Source organism: Ornithinimicrobium sp. F0845, from assembly GCF_023015765.1.
Classification (GTDB): Bacteria; Actinomycetota; Actinomycetes; order Actinomycetales; family Dermatophilaceae; genus Ornithinicoccus.
The window spans coordinates 77059-89913 of sequence record NZ_JALKAL010000006.1 but is presented as its reverse complement, the minus strand read 5'-3'; the positions used below and the strand labels follow the sequence as shown (position 1 = coordinate 89913).

The window sequence follows — 12855 nt, the reverse complement described above, 5'->3', positions numbered from 1 at the left end:
AGGCAAGGAGAGACCATGGCACGCCGATTCACCCTCTTCACCGGCCAGTGGGCCGACCTGACGCTCGAGGAGGTCGCCGAGCTCGCCGCGAGGTGGGGCTATGACGGGCTGGAGATCGCGGTCTCCGGCGAGCACCTGGACGCCTGGCGCTGGGACGACGAGGAGTACGTCGAGGGGCGGCTGGAGATCCTGCGTCGCCACAACCTGGGGTGCTGGGCGATCTCCAACCACCTCAAGGGGCAGGCGGTCTGCGACGACCCGATCGACGAGCGGCACCGCTCGATCGTCGGGTCGAGGGTGTGGGGCGACGGCGACCCCGAGGGCGTGCGGCAGCGTGCGGCCGAGGAGCTGAAACTCACCGCCAGACTCGCGCAGCGGATGGGCGTGGACACCGTCGTCGGGTTCACCGGCTCCTCGATCTGGCAGTACGTCGCGATGTTCCCACCCGTGCCCGCCGAGCGGATCGAGGCCGGCTACCAGGACTTCGCCGACCGGTGGAACCCGATCCTGGACGTCTTCGACGAGTGCGGTGTCCGGTTTGCCCACGAGGTGCACCCCAGCGAGATCGCCTACGACTACTGGTCGACGGTGAGGACGCTCGAGGCGATCGGGCACCGGGAGGCGTTCGGCCTCAACTGGGACCCGAGCCACATGATGTGGCAGGACATCGACGTGGTCGGCTTCATCACCGACTTCGCCGATCGGATCTATCACGTGGACTGCAAGGACACCCGGATGCGGATCGGCAACGGCCGCAACGGACGGCTCGGCTCGCACCTGCCGTGGGGCGACCCGCGTCGCGGCTGGGACTTCGTCTCGACCGGGCGCGGCGACGTGCCGTGGGAGGACTGCTTCCGCGCGCTGGCCGCTGCCGGCTATGACGGCCCCATCTCCGTGGAGTGGGAGGACGCCGGCATGGACCGGCTCGAGGGGGCGCCCGAGGCGCTGGAGTTCCTCAAGAAGTTCGACTACTCCCCCGCCACGGCCTCGTTCGACTCGGCCTTCAACCAGGAGTAGGTCCACGCTCACCTACGCGGTGTTCAACCGGGCCTGGGCACGCGCCACACCGCGTCGTCGAGCGCCACACCGCGTCTTCGAGCGCCCCGTCGTTCCTCGAGCCGGTTGCAGTCCGGCCCGAAGATACGGGAGGCGCTCGAAGACGCGGAGTGGGTCACCTCAGCTGCGTCAGCGCACCAGCCCGTGCGGCGGAGCGTGCAGGCCGGGCCACGGGCTGCCGGGTGTCGCCGGCACCGTGTCGAGCCGGGCCACGGCCGCGGGCCGGAAGCCCTTGACGACCAGGTAGACACCGAGCGAGAACTCCCAGGTCGCGATCGGGAGCACCATCACCAGCGCGAGGACCTCCGCCAGCTCGCCGGAGAACCCGAGCAGGGCGGCGGTGTTGTAGGTCAGCAGGGTGCCGGCGCCGATGAAGCCGAGGACGGGCAGCACCCGCGGGACCAGCTGCGAGCGATAGAGCAGGGTGCCGAGCAGCAGCGCGTTGAAGGTCGGGATGAGACCCTGGCTGACCAGGAATACCTTGTCGTAGAACGCCACCAGGATCTCCCCCATCAGCGCTGCCTCTGCTCCGGCGCCGCCCTGCCGCAGGGCCATCAGCGTCCAGAGGCTGGCGACGCCCACGAAGATGAGCGTCCCCTCCAGGATGCGCGCTCCGACGAAACCCATGGCCAGGGCTTCGTTCTGCCTCCGCACGACCGGGTAGAGCGCCACGGCCGTGCCGATGCAGGTGAGCCCGACGACCAGTTCCAGGGCTCCTCCGAGGAGCACTCCGCTGTCGGATCCGAGGCCAGTCACGAAGCCGGCCTCCTTCACCGGCCCGTAGAGCGCGAGGGTCGGGATCGACACGAAGGTGAGGAGGTACATGACGCCGGCCCAGAGTGCGGCCTTCCTCATTCGGTCGGACGGCGCCGCCGCCCGAGCTGTCGTGGGTGGGGTGGTGGTGATCATGGTTGGGTGCCTCTCGTGCGGGACTGCTGGGACGGGACGGGGACCACGGCGACCGAGATGAGCGGGATGCCGAGGTCCCGGAGCCTGGCCAGGAGCCCGTGCAGGGCTGACTGGTCGGCCACACGACCGCGCAGGAGCGTGACGCCGTCGGCCTCGAGCTCGACGGTCAGACCGTCAAACCAGGAGGACCACCGTTCGTCGAGGTGTCCCCGGAGCCGGATCTCGACCCGATCCGGCTCGTGTGCGGTGCTCATGCCCGGGACGTTAGGAGCGGAGCTGGTGAGCCGTCGTCACCTCATCTGGTGATCCGGGTGGTGATGCTGTCCGGGCTCAGCGTGCGGTCCGGGTCAGCAGCCCGAGCTGGTGCGCCCTGCTGATGGCCGCCCGGCGGTTGTTGACCCCGAGCTTGGTGTAGATGTGCCGGGTGTGCGTCCGCACGGTGTTGAGCGAGACGAACAGCTCGCGCGCGATCGCGGGCCCGCCGAGGTCGGAGCCGAGGAGGCGCAGCACGTCGAGCTCGCGCTCGCTCAGCGGGTCCGGCAGTGTCCCGCGAGCCTCCCGGGTCACCTCGCGGGGCAGTATGCCGTCAGCTCGCCGCTCAAGGAGCCGCACCACGAGCTCCGAGTCGGGTCGGCGGCGGGCCAGGTCACCCAGCAGCTCGCCCATCCCGGGGCCGGGCTCGAGGAAGAACCGGAGCCAGCCGTCAGGCTCGGCCAGGTCAACGGCACGCTCGAGCGCCGCCAGTGCCGGCTGGTCCGCGCCCGCCGAGTGGTGCGCGAGCGCGCGCAGGACCTCGATCTCGATGACCGTACCTCCGCGACCGCCAGCCTCAGCCCCGTCGAGCAACCGGTCCAGCAGCACGATGGCCTCGTGGAGACTTCCTGTCTCGCCGGTCGCCCGTTGCCCGGCGAGCAGGATGCGGGCCAGCGTGACGTGCTCGTACTCCCGCAGGTAGCTCAGGTCGTCACCGGCCGCCACGCCGTGCTCCCTGACCCAGCTGCGGGCCAGCGCGAGGTCACCGGAGGCGGCGAGCATCCGGGCGCGGGTGGCGTGGACGGGGTGCACCGGCGGGGAGAAGTCCCCGACGTAGACCCGTTCCGCGTCGTTGATCAACTCCAGCGCCGCAGGCCAGTCACGCTCGGCGGCGCGCAGTCGTGCCATCGCCACGCGCCAGCGGTACGGGTTCTGCGGCAGGCCAGCGGACTCACCGAGTGCGTCCGCCCGGCGCAGGAGCTCGGCGGCGGCGGGCAGGTCGTCGCGGTGCCAGGCGACCCGGCTCAACGCGACCAGCATGTCCGCCGTGCCCCGCAGGACCTCTCCGTCACTGCCACGACGTCGCGCAAGATCCAGGGCTCGACGCAGGGTGCGGTCGGCGTCGCCCAGGCGCCCCAGCGCGAGCTCCAGGTCGGCGATGGTGAGCGAGCAGCCCAGCACGTCGGCGATGTGGTCGGCACGTTCGAGTCCGGCCGCGCACACGACATACGACTCGTGCGCCGTGACGATGTCGCCGGTCGCCCAGGAGGCCAGGCCCGCGAGCCCGGAGGCTGCCGCCAGGGACAGGTGGTCGCCTGCGGGTGCCGCCGCGATGGCCCGGTGCGCGTGGCTGATCGTCGCTGCGGGGTCTCCTGACACCAGTGCCAGGGCGGCCCGGTACATCTCGACGCGGGCGGGCACTGACGCGAGCTCCCCCGGATCCACGACGACCAGCTCCGACGCCGGCCTGGCCAGCATGGCCTCGACGTCGGTCAACCGTGCCTCGACGCCCGCGAAGTCGTTGCTGGCCATCAGGCCACCCACCAACCCGATCGCGAGAACCGGACGGTCACGCACCACCCCTGCGGGCAGGTCGTCGACCCAGCGCAGTATGACGTCCTCTCTCCTTCTGCGCCGCAGGTCCGGGATCGCCTCCTCCGCCAGCTCCGCGGCCGTGGCGTCGTCGCCCGCGGCGAGGGCGTGCCGCACCGCGGCCTCGACAGCACCTTCCTGGGCGAACCACCGGCTGGCACGGCGGTGCAGCTCGGGGATGTCCCCGGGCCGTTCCCGACGCAGATGGGCACGGAGGACGTCGGCGAACAGGTGGTGATAGCGGAACCAGGATCTGTGCTCGTCCAGCGGGACCACGAACAGGTTGTCGCGCTCCAGCTGTTCGAGCATCGAGAGCCCACGCCCCGGTTGGTCGGACAACGCGTCGCACAACGAGGCCGTGAGCCGCTCGAGGACGGAGGTGTCGAGCAGAAAGCGGCGCACGTCGTCGGGCTGTCGGTGCAAGACCTCCTCGACGAGGTAGTCGACGACGAAGCGCGCATCCCCGGTGAAACGGTCGATGAACCGCTGGGGGTCCGCCCGGTCGCGCAGCGAGAGCACGGCGAGCTGGAGGGCGGTCACCCAGCCCTCGGTGCGGGTCTCGAGCGCCGCGACCGCCGCGGCGGGCAGATCGAGGTCGTGGAGGTCGTTGAGATAGGCCGCGACCTCGTCGCCATCGAAGCGTAGGTCGGCCGCACGGATCTCGACGAGCTCGCCGCGGGCGCGCAGGCGAGGCAGAGGAAGCGCGGGATCGGACCTCGTGCTCAGGACGAGGTGCAGCTGCGGTGGCAGGTGATCGACGACAAAGGCGAGCACCTCCGCGACCTCCGGGCCGTCCGCGAGGTGGTAGTCGTCCAGGACCAGGGTGAGGTCCCCGTCATGCACGCTCAGCTCGTTGAGGACCCCGGCGAGCATGGTCTCGGCCGGCGCCTGGCCGGACCTCCACAGGGTGAGGGCCGCGCCGGCCGACCCCGGCACCGTCCGGTCGAGTGCGGTGAGGACGTAGGACATGAAGGACGTCAGCCGGCGGTCACCCTCATCGAGGGAGACCCATGCGACCGGCCTGTCTCCCGGGCGCAGCCACGACTCGACCAGGGTGGTCTTGCCGAACCCGGCCGGAGCCGAGACAAGGGTGACGGGCGCCTCGTCCGCGCGCGCGAGCAGGCTCGCCAGGCGCCTCCGTGGCACCGTGCCACGACGTGGTCGGGGGCGGAGCAGCTTAGTCTCCAGCAGCGCGTCAACCATCCCCGCGCCCGCTGCCTGTCACCGTCATCGTGCCGCCGCCGTCCCGCGTCCAGTGGTCGGACACATCATGTCCTGCCGCGCTGCGGTGCACCAGCAGTGAGTGCGCTGCACCAGCAGTGAGTGCCAAGATGGGTCATGACCTCCGACACGCGGATGATCGCGCTGGGCTTCGGCAAGTTCGCCCGCGCGGACCGCATCTACGCGCTCGAGCGGATCACCGGCGAGGAACGTGGGGACGGCCACCGCACCAGGGTCTGGATCGAGGGGGTCGCCGACCCGTTGATCGCCTCACGGACCGAGACGACGATCCTGCGCGACATGGGACAGGACTCCGCGATCGTCGGGCCGGAGCTCGACGAGGCGCTGGACCTTGCTGAGCGGCTGGCTGCCGCAGCCGATGCCGGACGAGTGGACCTCAGCGACCTCGGCCGCCGCGCTCGACGGATCCTGGCCTCCACGACCCGGGCGACGTGTCCGTCGGCGGCCGGCCGTCAGGGCGTGACACCCAGGCGCCGGGCGACCCGCTCGCCGCCCACCTCACGGATCCAGTCCGGGTCGCCCACGACGATGAGCCGGTCCGTGGCCCGGGACATCCCGACATACAGCCGCTCACGCGCGCGTTCGGTGTCGGCGGAGTTGATGCAGAGCACCACCCCGCGGCGCTCCATGCCCTTGCACCCGAGAACCGTCCCGTAGAAGACCTCGTCCTCGTCCCAGAAGCTCTCCCAGTAGCCCTCGTCACCGCGTGACTCCTGCAGGTCCAGCTGGACCGGGTGCCGCGACTTCGTGGTGATGAGCGCGACGTGACGCGGCTCCCAACCCTCGTCGAGCAGCCGGTCCACCTGGTCGTCGGCCAGGTCGAGCGCGTCCTCGGCCGACGCCGGGACGAAGGTGACGTCGGGCCCGTCACCGCCCAGCGACCGCATCCGCGAGGGCGCGAGCGACTCGAACGACTCGGCGATCGGCCGGGTGTTGCGCAGGTTGTGGTCCAGGACCAGCGGCACGAGCTCGATCGGCGGCCGGCCGAAGCGCGGGAACAGCCGCTGGTTCTCGTCGGAGTAGATGTAGAGCCCGCCCTCGTCGGGATCCCGCAGGGCCGCCAGCAGCGGCGCCCACCACGACTCCGCGAAGTCCTGGGCCTCATCGACGACGATCGAGTCGAACTTCTCCTTCTCGGGCAGCTGCTGCGCGAGCTCGAGCATGATCGCCGGCAGCTCGTCCTCCCAGAACGGGCTGTCCGTGCGATCACCGTCCGGCGCACCCCAGGTCATGCCGAGCCCGTGGAAGGTGCCGACGTAGGCCGGCCGGTGCTTGCGGGGTGCCGCAGCGATCTCCCGCTGCAGGTAGGTCGCCAGCCCGATGGAGTAGCACAGGAGCGCCGCCCGCTGGGCCGGACGCCCCTCGGTGCCGCTCCCCCGGGTCAGCTCCTTGGCCTGGCTCAGCGCGAGCACCGTCTTGCCGCTGCCGGCTCCCCCACGGATGTCGACCCGTCTGAGCAGCCGGGTGACCCGCAGCAGCATCGCCTGCTCCTGGGTCAACCGGTCGACCGTCGCCTCGCGCTCGTCGGCCTCGGCGACGACCGAGGACCCGATCCGGTGACGACCCCGCCAGATGGTCAGGACCGCCTCGACGTCCTCGTCGCTCGGCACGCGGTGCCCGGTCTCCTGCCGTTGCAGCGCCGTCGCCAGCCGCTCCGCCAGGTGCGGCAGGTCGTCCCTCCCGTGGATCGCGAAACGAGGCAGGTCCGGACTCGAGAAGCCCTCGTCGATGTGGGTGTATGGCGTGACGAGGGCGTGCCCCCACCGCACCCGGGTGCGGGACCAGTGCGGGTCGTTCTCGATGTAGTGGACCAGTGCGTACTTGCTGCGGGTCAGCTGCCCGGCCGGGTCGATGCGGCGGGTGCCCTCCCTGCTGCGTAGCTGCCACTGACCCTGGGGGTCCTGGGAGACCGTCGCGCCCTTGACCTCGATGACAACGATGCCCGCGCCGGGGATCATCGCGACCAGGTCGATCTCGTGGTCACCCTCGTCGTCGAGCAGCCGCAGGTTGGCCATCAGGACGGCGTCGTCGCCCAGCTGCTGGCGCAGGGCCTCCCACACCTCCCGCTCAGACTGGGTGGTGAAGGCGGGATCTGGCGGGATGCAACGCGCTGGCACAGCGACTCCTTCGTCGGGTGCCCTATGCCTACCAGAGCCCACCGAGTCAGAGCCCACCGATTCAGGGCCGGCACGCGCAGGGTTCCGGGGCGGTGGTCAAACCTCCTGCTCGGACCCGTCCTGCTCGGCCCGCGCCCGGAGTCCGTTGGCCTCGTTGGCGAGGTAGCGGTCCGTGAGTCCCCGGAGGAAGCGGCCCATCACCACCCCCAACAACCCGGCCTGCGCCACCGACAGCCTCACCCGGGCACCACCCTCGGGAAGCGGATCGACGAGATGTCGGGCCGTCGTGCGCACCCCCGGCGCGCTGGCCACCCAGGTGAACGAGCGATCGGGCTCGAGCTCAGTGACGACATACTCGGTCTCGGGGAGGCGCGGCTGATTGACTACCGCACGGCTTCCCACGCGGAGCAGGCCCTCGTCGAGCCGGCGCACCGAGGTCACCGTCGGCGTCCACTCCGGCCAGCTCTCCACGTCGCACAGGACCGCCCACACCCGCTCGGGCGGGGCGGTGATGTCGACCGTGATGCTCTGCTCCATCTTCCCATTGTGCCCGCCCCGGCATCGGCGGGGAGCGACCGTCAGGCAGGGGGTCGGCGGGCTCAGTAGCCCTGCCAGTCGGGCTTGTGCTCGTGTGCGAACCGGTAGTAGTCGGCGTGCTCGAGCCGCGCAGCCGCGGCCTCGTCGACCACCACCGTCACGTGCGGGTGCAGCTGCAGCACCGACGCGGGGCAGGACGCGCTGACCGGCCCCTCCACCGCCGCCGCCAGCGCCCCGGACTTGCCCGCGCCGGTCGCCACGAGCACCAGGTGTCGCGCCTGGGAGATGGTGCCCAGCCCCTGGGTCAGCACGTGGTGCGGCACGACCTCGCCCGCGAAGAAGCGGCTGTTGTCCGAGAGCGTCTGCTCGGTCAGCGTCTTCACCCGGGTGCGCGAGGCCAGCGAGGACCCGGGCTCGTTGAACCCGAGGTGCCCGTCGGTGCCCAGCCCCAGCAGCTGCACGTCGATGCCCCCGGCCCGCCGGATTCTCTCCTCGTATGACGCAGCCTCGGCGGGCAGGTCCGCGGCGGTCCCGTCCGGGCCGTCCACGCTGGTCAGCCCCACCCGGTCGGTCAGCATCCGCCGGATCGTCCGGTGGTAGGACTGGGGGTGGTCGGCGGGGATCCCGACATACTCATCCAGCAGGAACGCCCGGCACCCCCCGAAGTCCAGCCCCTCCTCGCGGTGGCGCCGCACCAGCTCCTCGTAGGCCGGCTCCGGCGAGGAACCGGTCGCCAACCCCAGCGTTGCTCCCGCCCGGACGGTGCGCTCCAGGATGTCCGCCACGAGAAGCCCCGCCTCGCGCGGTGTCGCGGTGATGACGACCTCCACGGCCTACTCCCCCGCAGGCAGCAGGGCGGCGCCGACCGACCCGGCCGGGTAGTCCTCGGGCAGCCACCGCACCCGCTCGTGCACCGCCAGGTGCTGCTCGAAGCCGGAGTCGGTGCCGTGGCTACGCAGCTCGGCCAGCAGCGCACCCTGCAGCGCGGGTGTCGAGGTGACCACTCCGCCGGCCAGGACGACCTGCGCGACGTCGGTCGCCTGGACGAGGATCCGCACCGCCTGCGCCAGCCCCGCCACCAGGTCGTCGCGAACCGTCTGCGCGTTGGTATCACCCGCCGCCGCAGCCGTCATGAGCTGCGCCGCCGACCCCGCCCAGCGCCGCGCCAGGCCACCACCGGAGGCGTAGAGCTCCAGGCACCCCCGCTTCCCGCACGGGCACACCGGCCCCGACCGGTCGGTGACCAGGTGGCCGATCTCCCCGGCAAGGCCCCGCGTCCCCCGCCGCAGCGAGCCGTCCAGGACCAGCCCGGCGGCCAGCCCGGTGCCGACGTTGAGCAGCGCCAGGTCCACGTCCGGGCCCGCGCCGTCGGTCGCCCGCAGCCACTGCGCCGCACCCCAGGCCGCCGCCTTCACGTCGTTCTCCACCCGCACCGGCACCGCCGTCAGCGTCGCGGCCTGCCCCGCCAGGTCGAGCGGGCGTCCGTCGAGCCCGAGGTTGACGGCGTGCGCGACCGTGCCGCCGCGGACGATGCCCGGCACCCCGATGCCCAGGCCGGTCACCGAGGTGGCCGGACCGAGCTGGTCCAGGAGTCGGCAGTATGCCGTGCGCAGGCCGGCCGTGATCCCCTCCGGTCCGCGGACGGTCGGCACCGCGTGCTGTGTGAGGACCCGGTAGGCGCCGTCGCTGCCTTCCTCGACGGCCGCGGCGTCGATCCTGGTGCCGCCGATGTCGATGCCGATCCGCACGCTCATGAGCCCCTCCTCGGCAGGCTCCCCGACGGCATCCCCGACGCATGGGTCAGTGCCTTCGCCAGCGCCTCGGTGCTCGCTGCCGACGCGCCGTAGGTGCAGACCACCCGGTCCAGCGCGCTGAGCCAGGGGTCGGGCCAGCCCAGCTCGACCAACCAGGTCTGGTTGTTGCCGCGCACGGCCCCGCAGATCCACTCCCAGACCCGCTCGTCGCGGGTGGCACCGCGCACCACGATCAGGCTCGGGCCAGTCGGTGGGCTGGTCCTCGCCAGGTCCTTCGGCACCAACCGGACGCTGGAGCGGAGGCCGGGCAGGGACCCGCACGGCAGCCCCCAGGCCGTCTCACCCACGGCGGGGTTGCTGGCGGTGTCGACGTGCACGACGGCCGGTCCCGGCAGGACGGGCACGTTGGAGAGGGCCGCGGTCGCGGCACGGAGCGAGGCCGCGCGGGCGACCCGGGTGACCGAGTGCGGGTCGGCCGGGTCCGCGAGACCGGTGGCCCCGTCTGCGGCGACGGCTGCCGGGGTGACGGCCCACTCCTCCCGCAGCCGGGCGACCCGCTCGGCGGCGTCGAGCAGCCGGGCCGCGGGGAGCGTGCCGTCGTCGACCGCCGCGAGGATGGCCTCCACGACCTGCTCGATGACGACTGCCCCGTCCGTCGTGGTCTCCGGGCCGAGGCAGAGCAGGTCGGCACCGGCCGCCAGTGACCGGACCGCTGCGCCGGGGATGCCGATCGCGTCGGGACCGGTGCCCTGCGCGCCCGCCATGTCGAGGGCGTCGGTGACGATCACACCGTCGAAGCCGAGCTCGTCCCGCAGCAGGTCGCCCAGCACCACCGGGCTGAACGTCGCCGGGCGCAGCGGGTCGATCGCCTCGATCACGACGTGGGAGGTCATCACGGTCGGCGTCCCGGCGGCGACCGCTGCGGCGAAGGGCACGAGCTCGCGCTGCCGCACGACGTCCTCGGCAGCCCGCACGGTCGGCAGCCCGTGGTGCGAGTCGGTGCGGGTGTCGCCGTGCCCCGGGAAGTGCTTCACGCTCGCCGCCACACCCGCGGACGCCAGGCCCCTGACGAATGCCTCGGTGTGCCGGGCCACCAGCGCCGGGTCGGCGCCGAAGCTGCGGGTGCCGATGACCGGGTTGAGCGGGTCGGAGTTCACGTCGGCACAGGGCGCCAGGTCGAGCCAGATGCCGGCCGCGGCCAGCTCGGCGCCGATCCCGGCGGCCACCTGCCGGGTCACCTCTAAGTCATCGAGGCGGCCGAGGACGGCGGCCCCGGCATACGGGCTGCCCGTGGTGGTGTGCAGCCGGGTGACGTCGCCGCCCTCCTCGTCGATCGCCAACACGGCCGTCGGGGCGAGCTCGCGCAGGGACCGGGCCAGGGCGGCGAGGTCGTGACCCGGTGCGACGTTGTTGCCGTAGAGACAGACGCCACCCAGGCCCAGCCCCACCTCCCGGGGCAGCCAGGACGGGACCACCGGCCCGGCGAAACCGGCGAGCAGGACGCTCCTGGCGGCATACTGCAGCTCGGTCATCCCTTCACCGCCCCCGAGACCAGACCCTGGGTCATCTTGGTCTGCACGATCATGAAGAAGACGATCACCGGGACGGCCACGAGCACCGAGCCCGCCATGACGGCCGGCCAGTCGATCGCCTGGTTGGACACCGTGGTCATGCCCCGCAGCCACAGCGGGAGCGTCCGGTTGTCGGGCTCCATGACGACCACGGCCAGGGTGTACTCGTTCCACGCCTGGAGGAAGGCGAAGACGCCGCTGGCGATCAGTCCGGGCGCGAGCAGCGGGAAGGTAATGGTGAAGAACGCGCGGAACCGGCTGCAGCCGTCGACCATCGCCGCCTCCTCGAGCTCGACCGGGACGCCGTCCACGAAGCCGCGCAGCAGCCACACCGTGAACGGCAGGACGGCCGCGACGTAGAGCAGCGACAGACCGGCGATCGTGTTGTAGAGGTTCCAGTCGTTGAGCATCCGGTACTGGCTGATGAACAGCGCCTCCGGCGGGATCATCTGGATGGTCAGCACCACGATGATGAAGGAGACCCGCCCGCGGAACCGGAAGCGGGAGATCGCGACGGCGGCGACGAACGCGCAGACCACGGCGAGCGCCACGCAGATCAGCGTCACCGACAGGCTGAGCCGTAGCGAGGCGAAGAACTCGCCGTCCAGGACCCGGCCGAAGGCGTCGAGGGTGAGGTCGGTGGGCACGAACGAGGGGGTCGGTGCGCGCAGGGCCTCGATCGGCTGGAGCGCGCCGTTGAGGATCCAGTAGGCCGGGAAGGCCCAGACCAGGGCGAGGGCGACGGCCACCGCGCCCCACAGGCGTCCGCGGGTGGTGCGTCCGATGCGTCTCATACCGTCTCCGCCTTCAGGAGGGCGTGCACGTAGCGCGCGGTGAGGACCAGCGTGAGCACGAGCACGAAGAGGGCGAAGGCCGAGGCCATGCCGTACTCGCTCTGTCCGACGCCGAGGGTGTAGATGTAGGTGCCGAGCAGGTGGGTCTCGCTGGGGACCCCGCCCACCCCCTGCAGGTAGTGGATCTGGGCGAAGACCCGCAGGTCCCACACGATCTGCAGCATCAGCACGATGGTCAGGGCCGGGCGGATCGAGGGGTAGATGATGAAGCGCCAGCGCTGCCAGGCGTTGGCGCCGTCGATCTGCCCGGCCTCCAGTGCGTCCTCGGGCACCTGGGTGAGCGCGGCGTAGGCGGTGAACGCCACGAACGGCACGCTCATCCAGACCACGATCACGGTGGCGACGAGGTAGAAGGACAGCGGCTCGATCAGCCAGTTGTGCCGGGTGAAGTCACCCAGGCCCAGGTTGGTCAGCGTCCAGTTGATCAGGCCGTAGCGGCTGTCGAACAACCACTGCCAGGCGGTCATCGCCGCGATCACCGGCATCGCCCAGCAGAGCAGCATGCTCACCTGCAGCACAACCCGCGGGACGCGCGGTGCCCGGAGCATGATCAGCGCGAAGGTCGTGCCGATGACCATGGTCAGGGCGACGTTGACCGCGCAGAACACCAGGGAGCGCACGACCACGCCCCACATCTGCGAGTCCGTGAACAGCGCGCGGTAGTTGTCCAGGCCAATCCACTCCGGCGGCGCCCCGAACTGCTGGGCACGGCCGAACTCCTGGAAGGACATGATGACCTGCCGCACCAGCGGATAGCCCTCGCCGATCAGCAGCACCGCGATCGCCGGTAGCAGCAGCCAGTAGCCACCGAGCCCGCCGCGCCGGCGCCGGCGACGCCGGTCGGGCGCGGTCACCGGCGTCGGCGTCAGGGGCACCCGCGCCGTCTCCTGGTCCGTCATCCTGCACCCTTCTCGTCAACCCATTTTGAGGGAGGTTCTGTACGCCTCCCACGCATTCTTGGGGAGGTTTT

General features: G+C 71.6%; 11 protein-coding genes. 1 reads left to right on the top strand and 10 read right to left on the bottom strand.

Going from position 1 to position 12855, the window contains the following annotated elements; genetic code table 11:
* Nucleotides 1–15 precede the first annotated feature (15 nt).
* Nucleotides 16–1017, top strand: a complete 1002-nt coding sequence (locus MWU75_RS10570) for a sugar phosphate isomerase/epimerase family protein (protein WP_247090358.1) — start codon at nucleotides 16–18, stop codon at nucleotides 1015–1017.
* Between the two features lie 168 nt (nucleotides 1018–1185).
* Here the strand turns inward: MWU75_RS10570 and MWU75_RS10565 are convergent, their stop codons facing one another.
* The 10 genes from MWU75_RS10565 to MWU75_RS10520 form a co-directional block, all read right to left on the bottom strand.
* Nucleotides 1186–1965, bottom strand: coding sequence for a DUF4386 domain-containing protein (locus tag MWU75_RS10565; RefSeq protein WP_247090356.1), 780 nt, complete (start codon nucleotides 1963–1965; stop codon nucleotides 1186–1188).
* Nucleotides 1962–2219, bottom strand: a complete 258-nt coding sequence (locus tag MWU75_RS10560) for a hypothetical protein (protein WP_247090355.1) — start codon at nucleotides 2217–2219, stop codon at nucleotides 1962–1964. The genes MWU75_RS10565 and MWU75_RS10560 overlap by 4 nt, the downstream gene beginning before the upstream one ends.
* 76 nt (nucleotides 2220–2295) lie before the next feature.
* Nucleotides 2296–5013 carry a LuxR C-terminal-related transcriptional regulator gene (locus tag MWU75_RS10555; protein WP_247090352.1) on the bottom strand — a complete coding sequence of 906 codons (2718 nt, stop codon included), beginning with the start codon at nucleotides 5011–5013 and terminating at the stop codon, nucleotides 2296–2298.
* A 491-nt stretch (nucleotides 5014–5504) separates the two neighbouring features.
* Complete coding sequence (locus tag MWU75_RS20295; protein ID WP_247090350.1) at nucleotides 5505–7169, bottom strand: NERD domain-containing protein; 1665 nt, start codon at nucleotides 7167–7169, stop codon at nucleotides 5505–5507.
* 96 nt (nucleotides 7170–7265) lie between these two features.
* Complete coding sequence (locus tag MWU75_RS10545) at nucleotides 7266–7706, bottom strand: SRPBCC family protein (RefSeq protein WP_247090348.1); 441 nt, start codon at nucleotides 7704–7706, stop codon at nucleotides 7266–7268.
* Nucleotides 7707–7768: 62 nt separating this feature from the next.
* Nucleotides 7769–8536 carry a glucosamine-6-phosphate deaminase gene (locus tag MWU75_RS10540; RefSeq protein ID WP_247090346.1) on the bottom strand — a complete coding sequence of 256 codons (768 nt, stop codon included), beginning with the start codon at nucleotides 8534–8536 and terminating at the stop codon, nucleotides 7769–7771.
* A 3-nt stretch (nucleotides 8537–8539) separates the two neighbouring features.
* Nucleotides 8540–9460 (bottom strand): ROK family protein, encoded by a 921-nt coding sequence (locus MWU75_RS10535; protein ID WP_247090344.1) that lies wholly within the window; start codon nucleotides 9458–9460, stop codon nucleotides 8540–8542.
* Nucleotides 9457–10992, bottom strand: coding sequence for a glycoside hydrolase family 3 N-terminal domain-containing protein (locus tag MWU75_RS10530; protein WP_247090342.1), 1536 nt, complete (start codon nucleotides 10990–10992; stop codon nucleotides 9457–9459). Before MWU75_RS10530 ends, MWU75_RS10535 begins: the two co-directional genes overlap by 4 nt.
* The gene (locus MWU75_RS10525) at nucleotides 10989–11825 is read right to left on the bottom strand and encodes a carbohydrate ABC transporter permease (RefSeq protein WP_247090339.1); all 837 of its coding nucleotides are present in this window, start codon (nucleotides 11823–11825) and stop codon (nucleotides 10989–10991) included. The genes MWU75_RS10530 and MWU75_RS10525 overlap by 4 nt, the downstream gene beginning before the upstream one ends.
* The gene (locus tag MWU75_RS10520; protein ID WP_247090337.1) at nucleotides 11822–12784 is read right to left on the bottom strand and encodes a sugar ABC transporter permease; all 963 of its coding nucleotides are present in this window, start codon (nucleotides 12782–12784) and stop codon (nucleotides 11822–11824) included. Before MWU75_RS10520 ends, MWU75_RS10525 begins: the two co-directional genes overlap by 4 nt.
* Between the last annotated feature and the right edge of the window lie 71 nt (nucleotides 12785–12855).